The organism is Alkalihalobacterium elongatum (assembly GCF_019024285.1).
Taxonomy (GTDB): domain Bacteria; phylum Bacillota; class Bacilli; order Bacillales; family Bacillaceae_F; genus Alkalihalobacterium; species Alkalihalobacterium elongatum.
Window position 1 is genome coordinate 38,249 of the sequence record NZ_WMKZ01000013.1, and the last position, 18,960, is coordinate 57,208.

The window sequence follows — 18,960 nt, forward strand, 5'->3', positions numbered from 1 at the left end:
TTTAGGAATATTTTTTATAACTCATGCATATATATTGTTAGATAGTTATTTATACTAGGAGGACAAGCTATTGCGTACCCAATTTAGCTTTAAACATAGTATCATTTTCATCATTATTTTATTTATTGTAGGTTATAGCATTTATTATGATCTATCTACGGGCACTTTACCCAAAGCAGACAAATCCTCTATAGAGGAAACAACTGGCGATCATTATAGTAATGTTACCATTGAAGAAGAAGAACACTTTCCTGCCCAAGAAGTAGTTGTTCAGAATGGATACACCGTCCTTTCTATTGTCGAACATCTCCATGAAGGGCCTGTACCTGCGTCAATACAGCAAATTGTTTACGATTTTCAAGAACTAAACCCCGGTGTTACCGCTGATAATATACAGGTTGGTAAAACTTATTTATTTCCGCTTTATTCTAAATCAGAGTAACAATACCTTGCCAAATAAATTAGGAGACTGATAAAATAAGGACGTATGTCGTTTATACAATATCTATAGTTGAAAAATAAAAAGGGGCGAATGATTCATGACCCAAATTACACACCGAACCCAAACCAGGCCTGTTAAAGTTGGTGGGCTAACGATTGGTGGAAATAATGAAGTAATTATTCAAAGTATGACAACGACTAAAACTCACGATGTTGAAGCAACAGTTGCTGAAATACATCGTTTAGAAGAGGCTGGTTGTCAAGTTGTTAGAGTAGCGTGCCCTGATATGCGTGCTGCTGAGGCAATTTCCGCGATTAAAGCAAGAATTAACATCCCTCTAGTTGTTGATATACATTTTGATTATAAGCTCGCCTTAAAAGCTATTGAGGGTGGAGCAGATAAAATAAGAATTAACCCAGGAAATATTGGGAAGCGTGAAAAGGTTGAAGCTGTTGTTAAAGCCGCAAAGGAAAAAGGAATACCTATCCGAATTGGAGTTAACGCTGGGTCACTTGAAAAGAAAATTCTAGATAAATATGGTTATCCTACTGCTGATGGCATGGTAGAAAGCGCACTACATCACATTAGCATTCTCGAAGACCTTGATTTCCATGATATTATTGTTTCAATGAAAGCGTCTGATGTTAATTTAGCAATTGAAGCGTATGAAAAAGCTGCTAAAGCATTTAGTTATCCGCTTCACTTGGGAATTACCGAATCAGGAACATTATTTGCAGGCACAATTAAAAGTGCAGCTGGATTAGGTGCAATTCTAAACATGGGGATCGGTAATACAGTCCGAATTTCACTTAGTGCAGATCCTGTAGAGGAAGTAAAGGTTGCTCGAGAGTTATTAAAATCATTCGGATTGGCAGCAAATGCAGCTACATTAATCTCTTGCCCTACATGTGGTCGAATAGAAATTGACTTAATTAAAATTGCTAATGAAGTTGAAGATTATATTTCAACGATCAAAGCACCAATTAAGGTTGCTGTGCTAGGTTGTGCTGTAAATGGACCAGGTGAAGCACGAGAGGCTGATATTGGAATTGCAGGTGCACGTGGTGAAGGTTTATTATTTAGACACGGTGAAATAGTACGAAAAGTTCCCGAGGAAATAATGGTTGAAGAACTAAAAAAAGAAATTGATAAAATTGCACAAGAAAAATTAGCTAAACAAGAGTAATACTTGTTTTAATAATGAAATAATAAGCACACGCTAGTCGCGTGTGCTTATTCAATAACTCCCCTTCAAAATTTTAGGTGATTTGGATTCCTGCTTTGACCCTAACTAGAAGAATGGTGAGAAGAAGACGGTTAAAATAATTGATAATGCACCGATACCAATAGCCCAGTTACCAAGTGCATTAGCTCCTGCTCTTCTCGCAACGAACCCGACAATGATCCCAGACGCACCTAAAAGGATCGGCAAAAAGAATAATGACAGGATAGAAAGCACGATAGCAAATGTACCGACACCACGGCCTGATGCTGTTGCATCATCATAATTTGCTTCAGCTGTTTCTTCCCGCTCTTCTGTGCGACCACCAAAAGCTCCTGTTATTGGTGTAACTTCAGCAGCCGTTTCTTCTTCAAATGTGTCTACTCTTTCACGGTCTCTTTCTTCTGGCCTTAAATCAATCGAGCGCGTATCTCGATCGTTAAAGTTGTTGTTGAAATTATTATTGTCAGCCAAAACTAATCCCTCGCTTTCTATATTTGGGGGAGCATTAATAGTATGACTCACGTTGCTTTGAATATAGGTGACAATGATTACATGCAAAGGAAACGATTTATTTAAGTATACGAGGTGAATTATGAAAAAATCTAAAATATTCGGTTTTGATATCGATGGAACAGTAACAGACCCAGCTACATTTGTACCTTATTTAAATAAGCATTTTAATAAAAATATTACACTAGATGATATTACTGAGTATGACTTAACCCAAGTGTTAGGTGTGACATCAGAACAGTTTTGGCAATGGTTAAAAGAACATGAAGGTCATATTTATTCACAAGCAGATTTAGCCATTCATGCAAAAAATGCACTACATAATTGGAAAGATACTCATAAGATGGTTTATATTAGTGCACGTGGTAATCACTTATATGATTTAACTGAACAGTGGTTCCAAGCGAAAAAGCTACCCTACGATCACATTAATTTAATTGGCAGTCATGATAAAATCAATTCAGTTAAAGAACATCAACTTGACATCTTTTTTGAAGATAAGCATGACAATGCCTGTGATATTGCTGAAGAGTGTGATATCCCTGTTGTATTATTTGATACTCCTTATAACCGTCTCTCTGCTCCAAAAAACGTTATTAGAGTTGAAAACTGGCACCAAGCAAGGCAATGGGTCGACCAATGGCTAAAAAATGAGGGGTAAAGGAAAAGTGGAAGGTGTCGTTTATCGGCGACAAGCGCTGGAGGGCCAGCAATTAGTGTCCTGTTTCTTTGGACACGTTTGATGGACCGAAGCGACCTCGAGCCGATGACACCTGGAGCTAGACATCGAAAAGTGGAATCGTCCCGGTTAGCGGCGTATGGACTGGAGTCTCTCCGTATGAGATAAAGGATACACAGTGAGTGCCAACGAGCTGATGTTGACTTATCGTAAGGAGGAGAGCGAAGTCCTCTAGTCGCTGGGCGCTGGAGCTTGACATAGGAAAAGCGGAAGGTGTCGTTTATCGGCGACAAGCGCTGGAGGGCCAGCAATTAGTGTCCTGTTCTTTGGACATTTGCTGGACCGAAACCTTACATGGTAACTCCGTTTAATAACATTCCCTCCTAAATAACAAAAAGGAAAGGTAAGAGTTGTCACTCTGCCTTTCCTTCTTTTATGAATTGGGTTGTCATGGTGTACAGCTTTTACAATAGCCATATATTTCGAATTTATGCCCTGTTACTTCAAAATCAGGGAATGTAATATTAATATCTTCCATAGGGCAATTATGCACAGCTTTCGTTTTTCCACATTCTAAACAAATTAAATGATGGTGATGTTGTGTTGTAGAGCATGAAAAACGAAACTTTTTTTCCCCCTCCAATTCAGTCACTTCAAGTATTTCTAATTGTGCGAAGGTCGCTAAATTTCGGTATATGGTATCAAAACTCAAACCGGGATAATCCTTATACATTTTTTCCAAAACATCCTTTGCTGAAAGATACCGCTTTTCATCAGCAAACAGTCGTAACATTTCTTCTCGCTTTTTCGTATATTTATACCCTTTTTCCTTTAACAATTCCATTGCTTGTGTCACGTTCATAAGGATAGTCTCTCCTTTCGTTTCCCTCTAATCAAACGGTGTAGGACGTGTGCCATAATAAGCCAAATCGTTGCAAACAACACAACTCCTCCACCTGTCGCTATATTTAAATGGTAAGATGCATAAGATCCAGTTGCCATCGCTAGCTGACCGAAAAAAACGGATAAAAGTAGTAGTTGTTTAAAACTTTTAGCAAAAACAATTGCAGCAGCAGCAGGCAAGACAATCATGGCACCCACAAGTAATATACCGACGACTTTCATTGAAATGGCAATAACTAAAGCAATTAAAAAAGAAAAAATAAAATTCAAGTGACGAATCGATAACCCCGAAACTTTTGCAAACTCTTGATCAAATGATATCGCCACAAATTCTTTATAGAATAAAAACAATATAATAAGGACTACCAATGATGTAACAAGCATGAAATATAAATCCTGTAATGTAACACTAACAATACTTCCAAACAAATACATATACCATTGATTGTAGCCCGTTTTAGACACACTTATAATAATAGCGCTTAGACCAACACCTGCAGATAATATAATTGGAATAGCTATTTCTTGAAAGTCTTTATATACCTGTCTTAAACTTTCAATCATTATAGCTCCAAAAAATGCAAACAAAAGTCCAAAGTATAATGGATTAACATCAGTAAAAATAGCGAGAGTTTGAGAAAGCAATACACCTGCAGCTATCCCTGTTAATGTTATATGTGATAAAGATTCTGAGATAATTGATATTCGACGAACAAGCAGAAATGAACCCAATAAAGGGCAAATCATTCCAATCAAAAATGCAGCAACCATCCCTCGTTCAATAAAGGTTAAATTCACTAAAATATCCAACATCATATTGCTCCTACTGTTATTTGATTTTACTTTAGAAAAAACTCCGATACAACAATGAACACACTTGGTTATATACTTATGCTTGTCTTTTGTTTATATAGGAGTTTGTCCTTTAACTTTTTTATGGATAAACAAATGACTAAAATGAGTACAGAAATGATAACAATTGTTCCTCCTGGAGCTAAGTCTAATTGAAATGCAGTAATTAAACCCCCAATAACTGCAATTTCTCCAAATAAAATAGAATAGACAAACATTTGCTTGAAGCTTTTAGCAATACGCATACTTGCTGCAACTGGAAGTGTCATTAAAGCTGAGACAAGCAGGATCCCAACAATTCTCATTGAAGCAGCTATAACAAGAGCAACAATAATGACAAAAATGATATGAACAAATGACTTATTTAAACCTGAAACTTTTGCATGTTCTTCATCAAATGCTAAATAAAACAGTTCTTTAAATAGGAAGAGTGTTATTAAAATGACAAGAACAGATGTCATTAAGACCACATATAGATCGGAACGACTTACTGTAATTACACTTCCAAATAAGTAGTTAAACAAATCATTATTAAAGCCATCAGCTAAAGAAATGAATACGACTCCTATACCAATTCCACTAGATAAAATGATGGGTATAGCTAATTCTTGATAATAACTATATACATTTCTAATCTTCTCTATTAGTAATGAACCTCCAACCGCAGTACCCATTCCCATATATAAAGGATTAAGTCCCTGAAAAAAAATGAAATACTTTCCTAATAATAAACTAGCTGCAATTCCTGTTAAGGTTATATGCGAAAGAGCATCTGCAATAAGAGACATCCTACGCACAACAAGAAAGACACCAAGCATCGGGGCTATAAGGCCTACTAACAACCCTGTATAAAACGCATTTTGTAAAAACTCATACCTAAAAAAAGCCTCAATCATGCTCACAGCCTCCGTCACAATGATTATGGCTTAAAAGTTGAACATTATGACCAAAGAATGAAGACAGGTTATGATTTTTCTCAAACTCTTGGCGATCCCCATGAAAATGAATGGTTGTATTAATACAAGCAATATCAGTTACATGTTCTACCATTTTACTAATGTCATGTGTTACTAATAATAAGGTAATTTTTTTATTTTTATTTAAGTCAATCAACATTTCATAAAACGAATGAACTGAGCTTGCATCAACACCAACAGTAGGCTCATCTAGAATTAATAGCTCGGGGTCACTTACCAAAGCTCTCGCAATGAAAACGCGTTGTTGCTGTCCACCAGACAACTCGCCAATCGTTTGATTACTAAATTGACTCATCCCAACACTTTTTATCGCTTCCCGAACTTTTTCCTTATCTTTTTTAGTCATAAAACGAAATAAGCCTATCTTCGCATATAAGCCCATCGACACTACTTCAAAAACAGTTGCAGGAAAGCCCGAATTAAAACTATTGGCTTTTTGGGAGACGAAGCCAACTTTATTCCATGCTTTAAATTTGTGTATCGGCTGACCAAATAATCGAACCTCACCACTTTGTGGAGTTAATAAACCAAGAATGCATTTTATTAATGTTGATTTTCCTGAACCATTCGGGCCAACAAGTCCTAAAAACGCACCTTTTCCTATTTTCAAATTTACATTTTCTAAAACTTCCTTGCTATCATAGCGAAAGTATACTTTATTGACTTCAATCGCATAAGCTTGTTGATCAGTCATACTTTTCCTCCAAATCATTACTATTTTTACATTATAGCATAAATAAGAATAGTTCTTATCCATTGGCTTTTCTTGACTTTTGCCATATAAAAATTGTCGACTTACACATGAATGCAAATAGCTGTAGAAAATTATATAATAAGACAAATACATCTTAATTCCAATTCAGAACAACAGGGATGTGAATTTTTAATGGCAGAAAGAAAGTTAGCAATCATTGATATGGGCTCTAACTCCATTCGCCTCGTCATTTATACAATTAAAAGTAACGGCTGTTACCATGAGCTTCATAATTTTAAAGTCGTTGCACGATTAAGTAGTCACACTAAAGAGGATGGCAGTATTTCAGATAAGGGTATTGAAATAATTGTAGAGACTTTATCCCGCTTTAATGAAATTATAAAAGCCCACCAAATTGATCAAATTAAAGGGGTAGCAACTGCTGCCTTACGTCTTGCTCCAAATCAAACAGAAGTAATTAATATTATAAAGAAAAAAACAGCTTTATCCTTTACTGTTTTAAGTGATTATGAAGAAGCCTACTACGGTTACTTAGCTGTAACGAATTCTACAAATATTGAAGACGGCATTTCCGTTGATATTGGTGGTGGAAGTACTGAAGTAACTTTATTTAAAAACAGAAAATTGCTGAAATATGTAAGCTTTCCATTCGGTGCAATCACTTTAAAAAACCGATTTATTGAAAGTGATCCTCCAACCTTAGAAGAGATGAACAATCTACAACAATTTTTAATAAACCAATTTTCTTCATTAAATTGGATTGTCAATACAGAACTTCCTGTCGTTGGAATTGGGGGTACCGCTAGAAACTTATGTTTAATGCATCAGCGTAAGATTAACTACCCATTGCCAGGTCTTCATCAATATGAATTACAGCCAAATGACATTCAAGAAGTTCAACAATCATTAGTTGAGCGTCCTTTCAGTGAAAGACAAAATATACAAGGCTTATCAAAAGATCGTACAGACATTATTATCCCAGCTATTCAAGCTATTGCTTCTCTTATCAAGGTAACTAATGCACCACAGTTTATTATGAGTAATAAAGGATTAAGAGACGGGATATTTTATGAAGAAGTCTTACAGCAAATTGGGATTGATCAATTTCCAAACGTTGCTGATGAAAGTTTCTTCCAACTATCCTACAATTATCAAATTGATAATGAACATGTTAAGCAAGTGTCTAAACTTGCTTCGGCTATTTATAAAGAACTTTCTCCATACCTTCTTGAAAAATATAATGATGAAGAAAACATGCAGCTATTAAGGTATAGCGCAAGAGTCCTCTATATGGGGGAGTATATTAGTAATGAAGCCAGTAGCCAACATACATTTTATTTGTTATCCAATAAGACAATTGATGGGCTTTCACACTCACAGAGGTTAGCAATAGCACTTATCTCTTCTTTTAAGTCAAAATCCTATTTATTACAGTTCGCTACTCCATACAGTGAACTACTATCAAAACAACAATTAAAACGTTATGAACTACTTGGAGCAATCCTTAAACTTGCATACTCACTTAATCGAACACGACGAAACGTCATTTACAAATGTTTCGTTACAAAACCATCAAAGAGAAATATACAACTACAGCTTCTATGTAATAATGACTATTTTTTCGAAGAAGAACAAGCCCAAAAATACAAAAAGCATATTGAGAAAAGACTAAATTTTAACTTCGAGTTGCATTTCCAAAATAATAACTAATTTACACAATGTTTACATAAAATTTACAATCAATTGATATTATGGAATTAGATTAGATACTTTTATTTTGGAGAGGTTGATAATTATGTCGACAAAATACATCGAACAAAACATGCCCATTGATCTAAATAACCCAGCCTTTTACAATAACCGTGAACTCAGTTGGTTAGCTTTTAATGAGAGAGTATTAGAAGAAGCTATAGATGAAAGAAACCCGCTTTTAGAAAGGTTAAAGTTTCTAGCCATATTTAGCTCAAACTTAGATGAATTTTTTATGGTACGTGTCGCTGGCTTAAAAGACCAGGTAAAGGCTGGATTTAACAAACCTGAAAATAAAGCTGGATTAACACCTAAACAACAATTAAAAAAAATTTCAGAAAAAACGCAACAACTTGTTCGTCTTCAAGATAATATGTTTTGTGAGACATTATTACCAATGCTTTATCATGAAGGCGTTCAGTTTTTAGCTATTGATGAAGTAAATAATGAACAGATGGAATTTTTAGAATATCGTTTTATGCATTACATTTTTCCAGTTCTAACGCCAATGGCAATCGATGCCTATCGCCCATTTCCAATGTTACAAAATAAAAGTTTAAACTTAGCCGTCTTGCTTAAGGATGATCAGAAAAAAGAACGCTTAGCAATTGTACAAGTTCCTAGTGTTTTAAACCGCTTTATTCAGTTACCTAGCACTTGTGAAAAACAACAGTATATTTTGCTTGAAAATGTCATTAGTCACTTTATTGGGATGTTATTTCAAGGGTATGAAGTGCAATCGGTATCACCATTTCGAATTACTCGTAACGCCGATTTAACAATACATGAAGAAGGAGCACGTGATCTTTTAAGAGAGATTGAAAAAGAATTAAAGAAGCGTAAATGGGGCTCTACTGTACGCCTTGAAATTCAAGAAGGGTTGATGGAACCTAAAGTTTTAAATCTTTTACTTGATGTATTAGAAGTTCATAGTAAGGATGTTTATTCTTTTAAAGGACCTTTAGATTTGTCGTTTTTATTTAAGCTCTATGGAAAATTAGTTTTAGAATACGAGCATTTAGCAAATGAAAATTTAGTTCCACAAACACCTGAAGATTTAGTAAACGAAGATAATATTTTTCATGCGATTGATAAAAAGGATATTTTTCTTCATCATCCATATGAGTCATTTCAACCAATTATTGACTTTCTAAGTATAGCAGCCGATGATCCGAATGTGCTTGCCATTAAGCAAACTCTATATCGAGTCAGTGGGGACTCTCCAATTATTAATGCGTTAGCAAGAGCGGCTGAACAAGGTAAACAAGTAACTGTACTTGTAGAACTAAAAGCACGTTTTGATGAAGAGAACAATATTCAATGGGCTAAGAAGTTAGAAAAAGCTGGTGTTCATGTTATATATGGGATTACAGCTTTAAAGACACATAGTAAAATTACCCTAGTCGTTCGCCATGAGAATGATAATATTCAGCGTTACGTTCATCTAGGAACAGGTAATTACAATGACTCAACCGCAAAACTATATACAGACATGGGTATCCTTACTTCAGATGAGGGCTTTGGAATTGATGCAACTAACTTTTTTAATTATTTGAGTGGATATAGTAATAAACCAATATGGAATCATCTTTCGACCGCACCTTTCCAAATTAGGGAGACGTTCATTGAAGCGATTGATAAAGAAATCGAATTTCATATACAATCAGGAAATGGTCGTATTATTGCTAAGATGAATTCATTGACTGATAAGCCAATTATCTTAAAGCTCTATGAAGCTTCGCAAGCGGGCGTTAAAATAGATCTAATTGTTCGAGGTATATGCTGTTTAAGACCTGGGGTTGAAGGCGTGAGTGAAAATATCCGTGTTCGAAGTATTGTTGATCGTTTTCTAGAGCATAGTCGGATTTTTTACTTTCATCACGGTGGAGAAGAGAAAATTTTCCTTTCGTCTGCAGACTGGATGACAAGAAACATGGAAAAACGAATTGAAATTTTATTTCCAATCTATAGCCCTAGTATTAAAAGAAGAATAATTGAAGTTTTAGATCTAACCTTAAAAGATAATGTGAAAGCAAGAGAACAAGATAAATATGGGCAATACCATTATGTTCCTTGTCAAGAAAATGAGAAACCATTACAGAGCCAGCTTAAATTTTATGAAATGGCAGCTCGCTTCAGTGAAGATATGTAACACAAGAAAAACGCAGTAGGAGCTAGACATCTTTAAGATGTTCTCCTTTCTCCATAAAAAGGTACTCACGAAAATGAGTACCTTTTACGTTTTATGCTGTTTTTTGAACCCTTGAACGGAAATATCGCGTAACTACACCTTGTTTAGGTGAAAAGAAAAACACAAGACCAAAAATAACTGAAGCAACTAGTACGATCGACGCACCCGAGGCCACATCATAGACAACAGAGAAGAATATTCCAAGAATTGCTGATATCGAACCAAAGAATGCTGATAAAAATAACATAACTGGTAAGCGATCAGTTAATAGATAAGCAGTGGCCCCCGGTGTAATTAACATTGCTACAACTAAAATAATCCCTACTGTTTTTAACGAAGCAACAGTAACTAATGATAATAGTAGCATTAATAAGTAATGAATCATTTGTACTGGTATACCAGCAGCCTTAGCCATTGTTGGATCGAAAGTGCTCATTAATAATGGCCGGTAAAATAAGAATATCATTAATAATACAAATGCTCCGATACCGAATGTTACCCATAAATCACTCCTAGAAACTGCTAAAACATTACCAAACAATATGTGCCATAGATCTAAAGACGTTCCTCTCAGATTGGTTAATAAAACGACACCAAGAGCAAAAGCAGCTGTGAATAATATCCCTATTGCGGAGTCATCTTTAATTCGACTATTTTGTGAAACATATCCAATTCCAAGTGCAGTTAATACCCCTGCTATTACAGCACCCACAAAGAAACTAGCACCGACCATATAAGCAATTACAACCCCAGGTAAAACTGCATGTGAGATAGCATCGCCCATAAGCGCCATACCACGTAAAATAATAAAACACCCAATTACCCCGCAGATGATCCCAACTAATATTGCAGCAATTAAAGCTTGTTGGAGATAATTATAACGAGACACCTGGTCAATAAATGATATAACTTCTTGCATTAGTTACCCACCACCATCATTTGATCGTTGTCATTGAAAAGTTTAATCTTTCCTTTATATGTTTGTGATAGTAGCTCTGGTTTAAAGGTTTCACTGACTTCTCCATACCCAATAAGTTCCTTATTTACTAACATCACTTGATCAAAATACTCTTCTACCTTGCTTAAATCATGATGAACAACAAGGATTGTTTTATTTTCTTCTTTTAGTGCTTTTAAAATATTAAAAATAATCTCTTCAGAGGTTACATCAATACCAGCAAAAGGTTCATCAAGGAAAAATAGTGTTGCTTGTTGAGCTAACGCTCTTGCTATAAATACTCGTTGTTGCTGCCCACCAGAAAGCTCACCAATTTGTCGCTTTCTAAATTCAGTCATTCCTACCTTTTCCAATGCCTCTTTGACAATTCTTTTATCATCTTTTGAAGGACGTTTATACCAAGGTAAGTGAATAAACCTTCCCATCATAACAACATCTTCAACGAGTACAGGAAAGTCCCAATCAATTAGACTTCGTTGTGGTACATAAGCAATTTGTCTTCTCACCTTTTTAATTGATTTTTTAAAGGCACTAATGCCGCTATTAGTGGATTTTTCTAAACCTAGTATTGCTTTAATTAATGTTGACTTTCCAGCACCATTTGGTCCAACAATTCCAATTAATTTACCTGCATCAGCAGTAAAACTCACATTATTAACTGCTTGAAGGTTATCGTAATAAACGGAGAGATTATTTACCTCTAACATTCGTTCCATCATAAAACCCCTCTCTGTTTTCATCTTTTTAATTAACCGTTTCATTCGAAAGTTAAGTATTAATAGAAGTTTATCCGCAATTCACCTAAATCTATTTTATGAAACTGATTTGGATTTTGTGCTTAAAAAGTTTCCTTAGGTAAACTTTTTATACTATAACCAATTATATTAGCTAAAAGGAAACCTTGTAAATGATTTTTTACTAAATTTATATGGCAAAACCGATTTGAAATAATTTCCTTGTTTTTTTTATAAGCTTTCACATTTTTTTAGTGGGTTCATAAACTATTGGTATTAGTGCAGCCAGAGGAGGAACTGATGATGAATCCTTTTTTTCAACAGATGATTAATCATAAGATTAATTCTTTAACTCCTAAAGAATTAATTGCTTTATCCCATCAACATCAAATGCCCATTAATGAGGAACAAGCTAATAAAGTAATTCAAGTTATTCAATCAGAACCCATTGATGTTGGAAATCGCTCACAAATCGAACGGATGATCAAACGATTACAAACTGAGGTAGACCCTTATGTTTCCAAGTTAATTTCTCAACTCCTTAACCAATACGGACATCTTCTAAACCAGCTATAATAAGTGAACAACTATCATTCATAACCTAGACGAAAAAAAGACTGTTCATTTCCTTTCCACGCTAAATGTGTCAGGGATGAAACAGTCTTTTTCTACATAATATTGCTTTGGGAACTTCACAGTTTAAGAGTTCATAATAGCTTCTCTCAATTGATTATTGAAACTGGAGCTTTTGAGCATCTCAATTTCATGTTTGTATGGAGCCTTTTTATTATTTTTATCTTCACCAACATATGGGGTCTCTAAAATTTTGGGTACTTCTGTTAATTGTGGATGATGAACAATTTTGTGAAGTGCATCATAACCAATATGACCGAAACCAATGTTTTCATGGCGGTCTTTTCTAGCGCCGCGCTCATTTTTGCTGTCGTTAATATGAAGTACTTTCAAGCGGTCTATTCCAACTAATTTATCAAATTGTTCTAGAACGCCGTCAAAATCATTAACAATATCATACCCTGCATCGTGTGTATGACATGTATCAAAGCAAACGGTTAACTTCTCATTATGTGTAACTCCATCTATAATGCTCGCTAATTCTTCAAATGTACGGCCACATTCAGTACCTTTTCCAGCCATCGTTTCCAGCGCAATTTGAACATGTTGATCTTTTTCTAAAACTTCGTTTAGGCCTTCTATTATTTTTTTTATGCCAGCTTCTGCCCCAGCTCCAACATGTGCACCTGGGTGAAGAACAATTTGTTTTGCACCTAACGCCTCTGTACGTTCAATCTCACTACGTAAAAAGTCAACACCCAACCTAAATGTAGCTGGTTTTTCCGTATTTGCAATATTAATAATATACGGCGCATGAACAACAATTTCATCGATCCCATTTTCTTTCATATGAGCTAACCCAGCTTCAATATTTAGCTCCTCAATTGGCTTTCGACGAGTATTTTGCGGTGCACCAGTATAAATCATAAATGTGTTTGCCCCGTATGATATCGCTTCCTCACTCGATGCTAATAACATTTTCTTTCCACTCATTGAAACGTGTGATCCTAATAACACCTTCTCCACTCCTCTTTACAGTTTTTTCATATAGATGTTTATCAAGAAAGCAATTTAATCTAGATCTTTAACTATTTCTTTCTACGATTTAATCTTCTCTCTCTCTTTTCCTGTTTTTCTTGTAAGTATCGTGCTTTCTTCTTATATCCAGGTTTCACCTTTTTCGGTCTTGCAATTGCCTTTCCACTACTAACTTGAGTCTTACTTTTTGGCTTACTTCCGCCGAACTTAGGTTTATCTAATGTAATTAATTCGCCATTTTTTATGTCAGTAAAAGTGAATGCAATTCCTCTTTTCATCAACTTCTCAATTGCCTCTTGCTCATGTGGCTCATAAACCGTAACAGCAAGCCCTTCATTTCCAGCACGTGCCGTTCTACCAACACGGTGTATATAGAAATCAAGATCCTTTGGAATATTGTAATTGATAATATGAGTTATTCCTTTAATATCAATTCCTCGTGCAGCTAAATCTGTCGCCACTAAGTATTGGATTTTAACATCATTTACTTGCTTCATAACTTGTTTTCGTTCACGAGGTTGTAGCCCACCATGTAAGCGACCTACGTTAAGTCCTGCTGATAGCATCGCATCTGCTACTTCATCAGCTTGCTCTTTCGTGTTGGTAAAGATTATGGCAAGATATGGATTAACAACCTTAGCAACCTCTATCGTCACTTCAATTTTGTTACGGTGTCTTAATGCAATTAAACGGTGCTCAATTTTTGGTGCAGTTGCATGTTCTGGCTTTACATGAACATGTCTCGGGTTGTTCATATATTTTCGTAAAAATGGTTGTAATTTTTCAGGGATAGTTGCTGAGAAAACTAGCATCTGTAAATCAACCGCCATCCGTGAAGCTAATTTATCCACATCTTCTAAAAATCCCATATCTAACATTTGATCAGCTTCATCAACAACAAGAATCGGTGTTTCTTGAACAGTTAAAGCTTGATCCTTAATTAAATCATTGATACGCCCAGGTGTACCTATAACAATATGCGGTTGTGTTTTTTCGAGTTTGTCAATCATTCGTGAACGGTCAGTTCCTCCAACAAGTAACTTTGCTTGTATAGTTTGCTCTTCTTGATGGTCCAATAACTTCTTGAGCTCATTAAAGATTTGAGAAGCAAGCTCTCTTGTTGGTGCAGTAATTACTGCTTGTACCTCTTCTCTTTCAGAGTCAATAACATCAACAATGGGTAGTAAAAACGCTAACGTCTTTCCAGAGCCTGTTTGTGATTGGCCAATAACATCTTTACCACTTTTAATAGCTGGAATTAACCTTTCCTGAATTTCGGTTGGTAACGTAAAACCTTGTGCCGTGACTGCGTTTATTAAAAAAGATTGTAAATCAAAACGAGCAAAATTTGAATTTGTCATAACCTGTCTCCTACCTCTTTTACTTTATAAAGGGTTATATTCTATGCAATTGTTTATTCTACCAAAAACAGAATGTAAAAGCGAATTTGTCAAATACTTGATGACTTTGAACTTAACTCCTGATTGCACCAAACCTTCTGACGTGCATATACCTAATCATAGAGAATGAATATTGCACGAAAGGATGAAAAGCATGGTTTTACCTTACCAACAACAAATGATGATGCCGCCATCTTCTCCAGGCCCTTTCAACTTTCCATTTATAAATCACCCCCCAACACCACCAACAGGAATGTTCGGCATGCCTACTGGTGCACCAGGTATGATGCCTCCTACTGGTGGCGGCGGTGGTGGTGGCCTATTAGCACGGTTATTTGGTAGAGGTGCTGCTCGCGGCCTTGGTTCAGGATTTGCACCAGGTGCTGGTGGAGGTTTGTTTGGCGGTACAGGTGCTGGTATGGGTGCTGCTGGGCCAGGTGCTTTAGCAGGTGGTATGGGTGCTGGTGCCCCTGGTGCTTTAGCAGGTGGTGCTGCGAGTAGTGGAGCGTTGGGCGGAGGCATGAACTTAATGGGAATACTCAACAACGCTCAACGGGTGATGGGTGTCGTACAATCTGTTACACCGATGATTCAGCAATACGGCCCACTATTACGTAGTATGCCGCAACTATACCAAATCCTAAAAAGCAATCCTGATGGTGGAGAAGAAACCACTACATCGAATAGTGATACCGCAGACAATTCAGAAATTGGAGCCACTACAAAGCCCTCTGATAAAGAAGAAACGATAAGCAAGAATGAAAAAACAAGTTCAGATAAAAAAACAACCACAAAATTGAAGGTAACAGAAAGTAAAAAAGTGACAAGTGGTAAAAAAACTAAAAAAGCAACTCCTTCAGCCAACAAAAAAAGATCGACTGTTACAAGGACTTCCTCCACTAATAAGTCCGCTCACGGAAATATACCTGCACCTAAAATGTATATTTAAAAGCCATAAGTGAAGTTCATTGTATAAGCTCCTGTCCTCCTTTATAATGTTAATTAGTATGTTACAAATAGGAGGCCAAGCATGAAAGTATTAAAAATATCACCGCGAGGCTATTGTTATGGCGTTGTCGATGCAATGGTCCTTGCCAGACAAGCCGCCCAAAACCTTGATTTACCTCGACCGATTTATATATTAGGTATGATTGTTCATAATAAACATGTTACAGATGCTTTTGAAGAGGAAGGCATTATTTCTTTAGACGGACCAAATCGATTAGACATTATAAAGCAAGTTGATAAAGGAACTGTTATTTTTACTGCTCATGGGGTATCCCCTGAAGTACGTAAACTTGCGAAAGAAAAAGGTTTAACTGTTGTCGATGCAACTTGTCCTGACGTATCAAAGACACACGACCTTATTTTAGAAAAGAAAGCTGAAGGCTATGATGTTATTTACGTTGGGAAAAAAGGCCATCCAGAACCAGAAGGAGCTATAGGTGTAGCACCTGATATCGTTCATTTAGTCGAGTCAACAGAAGATGTAGAAAACCTTCAATTAACTAACGATAAAATTATTATTACAAACCAGACTACAATGAGCCAATGGGATGTTGCAGATATTATGAACCATGCACTAAAAAAATATCCCCATGCAGAAGTTCATAATGAAATTTGCTTAGCAACTCAAGTAAGGCAAGAGGCTGTAGCAAAACAAGCGAAGGAAGCAGATCTTGTCATTGTGGTTGGTGATCCAAAAAGCAATAACTCAAACCGACTAGCACAAGTCTCTGAACAAATTGCTGGTACAAAAGCTTATCGTATTTCAGACCTAACTGAATTAAAACTTGAATGGTTAGACGGTGTTAACGTAGTAGGTGTTACTTCTGGCGCTTCTACTCCAACTCCGATCACTAAAGAGGTTATTGACTTCTTAGAAAAATATAACCGTGCAGATGAAACAACGTGGGAAAAGGAACGAAAAGTCACATTACAAAAAATCTTGCCAAAGGTTAAAGCAAAAAAAGACTAAAAAAAGAAAGACAGTTGGATCTATTAGATTCAACTGTCTTTTTTTATAACTACTACTTTTTAATGTGTTTTTAAAAATTGACTTTATATTAATTAAACTAAATAAATGTAAAAGGATCTGTATTAATTTTACTGAAAATAACCTCTGTTTGATAACTTTGTTTAGCTAATTGTTCTTGCAAGTAGTTTTGTACACCTTGTTTCATAATTTTTTCTACATTATGGCCAGGATCAACAATATTGAGCCCATCCATCATCGCATCATGGGCTACATGATAATACACATCCCCAGTAACAAAAACATCAGCCCCTTTAAATAATGCTTGTGACATATATTTATTACCGTCTCCACCTAGGACAGCTATTTTTTTTACTTTTGAGTCAAGCTTTCCAACAACTCTTGCCCCTTTAACATCAAAAGCTTGTTTTACATGATGGGCAAATTGTTCTAACGTCATTTCCTCTTGCAGTATTCCAATTCGTCCTAATCCTAACACTTCACCTTTATTATCAAGGGGGTAAATATCATAAGCTGGCTCCTCGTAAGGATGAGCCTTAACCATAGCTGAAATGACTTTATTTTGAAGCTGGCTTGGAATGATCGTCTCAATCCTTACCTCTTGGACTTTTTCTAGCTTTCCTTGTTCACCTATGTAAGGGTTTGTACCTTCTAATGGTGTAAATGTTCCCACACCATTACTATTATACGTACAGTGACTGTAATTTCCGATATGACCTGCCCCAGCATTTCCTAAGGCTGTTCGAACTTGGTCAGCATGGCTCTCTGGAACAAACACTACCACTTTTTTTAAAGAGATTTCAGTTGTAGGTGCAAGGACTTCACAATCTCTTAAACCTAGAGCATTTGCCATCATGTCATTTACTCCACCATTAGTAACATCCAAGTTTGTATGGGCTGCGTAAATCGTAATATCGTGCTTGATCGCCTTTTCTATAATGCGGCCTGCAGGACGTCCTGTATCAATGTTTTTTAAAGGTCTAAAGATTAGAGGATGATGAGCAATAATTAAGTCAACATCTTCTTGTATGGCTTCATCAATGACCTCCTCGAGAACATCTAAAGCGATCATTACCTTTTGTATGGGTTTATTTAATGTACCGACCATTAAGCCATTTTTATCACCTTCTACAGCAAGTGATTTCGGTGACCAGCTTTCAAAAATCTGGATAACTGTTTGTCCCTTGGCAAGTTTACTCATGTTGAAATTACCTCCTCCACCTTTGAAATGCGTTTTATTAAATCTGCTTTTTTTTCTATGACCTCTGTTGTTTCTCTTGCTTGCTCGAATTGATTTAAAATTCGCTTCCAACTATGTACTTCACTTTCCCATTTCTTTATAAATGGAGAACTTTTCTCCTTCATTAGAAACGGTCCAAGCAACAATTCAAGCTCTTTGTCATCACTGTAAGGTTCGTCGCCATTCCCTCTTTCGGCCACTAACACCTCGTAGATCTTTTCATCCTCTTCTAGGATGACTTCTTCAATTAATTCCCAACCATTTGTTCTTAACCATATTCGTATTCGCTCAACCATCACATTAGGCTGTAAAATAAGTCTTTTTACACCATGAAGTTTATCCGACCCTGCTTCTAAAATATCAGTTATTAGAGCACCTCCCATACCAGCAATAGTAATATGATCGACCTCATTAGAAGAAATGACCTCAAGTCCATTTCCTTTTCTCACCTGAACTTTATCGGAAATTCCTAATTTTTCAACTTGTGACACAGCAGATTGAAATGGACCTTCATTGACCTCACCTGCGACAGCAAAACTAATTTGACCATTAATGTATAAGTAGGATGGGAGGTATGCATGATCCGAACCAATATCGGCCACTTTAGCTCCTTCTAGAACAAAGCCAGCCACTGTTTCTAACCGTTTGGATAGTTTTGTTTCATTCATTTTTTCACCACATTTTATGTAAACTTTTTCTTATCATACCTATTATTAATTATAAAGTGCAACTAGATAAGCCGTAGTTACCAAAAATTTATATTTAGATCACACTCTAA

At 36.0% G+C, this 18,960-nt stretch carries 19 protein-coding genes; 8 read left to right on the forward strand and 11 right to left on the reverse strand.

Annotation, left to right across the window (positions count from 1 at the left end; all coding sequences use genetic code 11):
- The first annotated feature begins 70 nt into the window (after positions 1-70).
- Both GKP30_RS13760 and ispG read left to right on the forward strand, forming a co-directional pair.
- Positions 71-442, forward strand: a complete 372-nt coding sequence (locus GKP30_RS13760) for a hypothetical protein (protein ID WP_236035086.1) — start codon at positions 71-73, stop codon at positions 440-442.
- Between the two features lie 97 nt (positions 443-539).
- Positions 540-1,628, forward strand: a complete 1,089-nt coding sequence (gene ispG / locus GKP30_RS13765; RefSeq protein WP_216830023.1) for a flavodoxin-dependent (E)-4-hydroxy-3-methylbut-2-enyl-diphosphate synthase — start codon at positions 540-542, stop codon at positions 1,626-1,628.
- Between the two features lie 105 nt (positions 1,629-1,733).
- Here the strand turns inward: ispG and GKP30_RS13770 are convergent, their stop codons facing one another.
- Positions 1,734-2,138: a DUF4190 domain-containing protein gene (locus GKP30_RS13770; RefSeq protein ID WP_216830024.1), complete on the reverse strand. Its 405-nt coding sequence runs from the start codon at positions 2,136-2,138 to the stop codon at positions 1,734-1,736.
- 121 nt (positions 2,139-2,259) lie between these two features.
- Between GKP30_RS13770 and GKP30_RS13775 the strand changes: the two genes are divergently transcribed.
- The gene (locus GKP30_RS13775; RefSeq protein ID WP_216830025.1) at positions 2,260-2,838 is read left to right on the forward strand and encodes a hypothetical protein; all 579 of its coding nucleotides are present in this window, start codon (positions 2,260-2,262) and stop codon (positions 2,836-2,838) included.
- Positions 2,839-3,304: 466 nt separating this feature from the next.
- On the opposite strand, the gene GKP30_RS13780 is transcribed toward GKP30_RS13775, so the two are convergent.
- The 4 genes from GKP30_RS13780 to GKP30_RS13795 form a co-directional block, all read right to left on the reverse strand.
- Positions 3,305-3,718: a Fur family transcriptional regulator gene (locus tag GKP30_RS13780; protein ID WP_216830026.1), complete on the reverse strand. Its 414-nt coding sequence runs from the start codon at positions 3,716-3,718 to the stop codon at positions 3,305-3,307.
- Entirely contained in the window at positions 3,715-4,572 is an 858-nt protein-coding gene (locus tag GKP30_RS13785; RefSeq protein WP_216830027.1) for a metal ABC transporter permease, read from the reverse strand. The genes GKP30_RS13780 and GKP30_RS13785 overlap by 4 nt, the downstream gene beginning before the upstream one ends.
- Before the next feature lie 68 nt (positions 4,573-4,640).
- Positions 4,641-5,507, reverse strand: a complete 867-nt coding sequence (locus GKP30_RS13790) for a metal ABC transporter permease (protein WP_216830028.1) — start codon at positions 5,505-5,507, stop codon at positions 4,641-4,643.
- Positions 5,500-6,282, reverse strand: a complete 783-nt coding sequence (locus GKP30_RS13795) for a metal ABC transporter ATP-binding protein (protein ID WP_216830029.1) — start codon at positions 6,280-6,282, stop codon at positions 5,500-5,502. The genes GKP30_RS13790 and GKP30_RS13795 overlap by 8 nt, the downstream gene beginning before the upstream one ends.
- Positions 6,283-6,474: 192 nt before the next feature.
- On the opposite strand from GKP30_RS13795, the gene GKP30_RS13800 reads away from it, so the two are divergent.
- On the forward strand, positions 6,475-8,013 hold the full coding sequence (locus tag GKP30_RS13800) for a Ppx/GppA phosphatase family protein (protein WP_216830030.1): 1,539 nt from the start codon (positions 6,475-6,477) through the stop codon (positions 8,011-8,013).
- 85 nt (positions 8,014-8,098) lie between these two features.
- Positions 8,099-10,204 carry an RNA degradosome polyphosphate kinase gene (locus GKP30_RS13805; protein ID WP_328703161.1) on the forward strand — a complete coding sequence of 702 codons (2,106 nt, stop codon included), beginning with the start codon at positions 8,099-8,101 and terminating at the stop codon, positions 10,202-10,204.
- A gap of 91 nt (positions 10,205-10,295) precedes the next feature.
- Here GKP30_RS13805 and GKP30_RS13810 read toward each other — a convergent pair whose 3' ends face one another.
- Positions 10,296-11,162 (reverse strand): metal ABC transporter permease, encoded by an 867-nt coding sequence (locus GKP30_RS13810; RefSeq protein ID WP_216830031.1) that lies wholly within the window; start codon positions 11,160-11,162, stop codon positions 10,296-10,298.
- Positions 11,162-11,917: a metal ABC transporter ATP-binding protein gene (locus GKP30_RS13815; protein WP_216830089.1), complete on the reverse strand. Its 756-nt coding sequence runs from the start codon at positions 11,915-11,917 to the stop codon at positions 11,162-11,164. The genes GKP30_RS13810 and GKP30_RS13815 overlap by 1 nt, the downstream gene beginning before the upstream one ends.
- Before the next feature lie 318 nt (positions 11,918-12,235).
- Between GKP30_RS13815 and GKP30_RS13820 the strand changes: the two genes are divergently transcribed.
- Positions 12,236-12,511 carry a DUF2624 domain-containing protein gene (locus GKP30_RS13820; RefSeq protein ID WP_236035088.1) on the forward strand — a complete coding sequence of 92 codons (276 nt, stop codon included), beginning with the start codon at positions 12,236-12,238 and terminating at the stop codon, positions 12,509-12,511.
- Positions 12,512-12,634: 123 nt separating this feature from the next.
- On the opposite strand, the gene GKP30_RS13825 is transcribed toward GKP30_RS13820, so the two are convergent.
- Both GKP30_RS13825 and GKP30_RS13830 read right to left on the reverse strand, forming a co-directional pair.
- Positions 12,635-13,525: a deoxyribonuclease IV gene (locus GKP30_RS13825; protein ID WP_328703162.1), complete on the reverse strand. Its 891-nt coding sequence runs from the start codon at positions 13,523-13,525 to the stop codon at positions 12,635-12,637.
- A 71-nt stretch (positions 13,526-13,596) separates the two neighbouring features.
- Positions 13,597-14,907, reverse strand: coding sequence for a DEAD/DEAH box helicase (locus GKP30_RS13830; RefSeq protein WP_216830032.1), 1,311 nt, complete (start codon positions 14,905-14,907; stop codon positions 13,597-13,599).
- A 193-nt stretch (positions 14,908-15,100) separates the two neighbouring features.
- Here GKP30_RS13830 and GKP30_RS13835 point away from each other — a divergent pair, with 193 nt between their 5' ends.
- Positions 15,101-15,895: a YqfQ family protein gene (locus GKP30_RS13835; protein WP_216830033.1), complete on the forward strand. Its 795-nt coding sequence runs from the start codon at positions 15,101-15,103 to the stop codon at positions 15,893-15,895.
- 81 nt (positions 15,896-15,976) lie between these two features.
- A complete protein-coding gene (locus GKP30_RS13840) occupies positions 15,977-16,924 on the forward strand; it encodes a 4-hydroxy-3-methylbut-2-enyl diphosphate reductase (RefSeq protein ID WP_216830034.1) in 948 nt (315 codons plus the stop codon).
- Positions 16,925-17,021: 97 nt separating this feature from the next.
- On the opposite strand, the gene GKP30_RS13845 is transcribed toward GKP30_RS13840, so the two are convergent.
- The gene (locus GKP30_RS13845) at positions 17,022-18,143 is read right to left on the reverse strand and encodes a Nif3-like dinuclear metal center hexameric protein (protein ID WP_216830035.1); all 1,122 of its coding nucleotides are present in this window, start codon (positions 18,141-18,143) and stop codon (positions 17,022-17,024) included.
- Entirely contained in the window at positions 18,140-18,850 is a 711-nt protein-coding gene (locus GKP30_RS13850) for a tRNA (adenine(22)-N(1))-methyltransferase (protein ID WP_216830036.1), read from the reverse strand. Before GKP30_RS13850 ends, GKP30_RS13845 begins: the two co-directional genes overlap by 4 nt.
- Positions 18,851-18,960 lie beyond the last annotated feature (110 nt).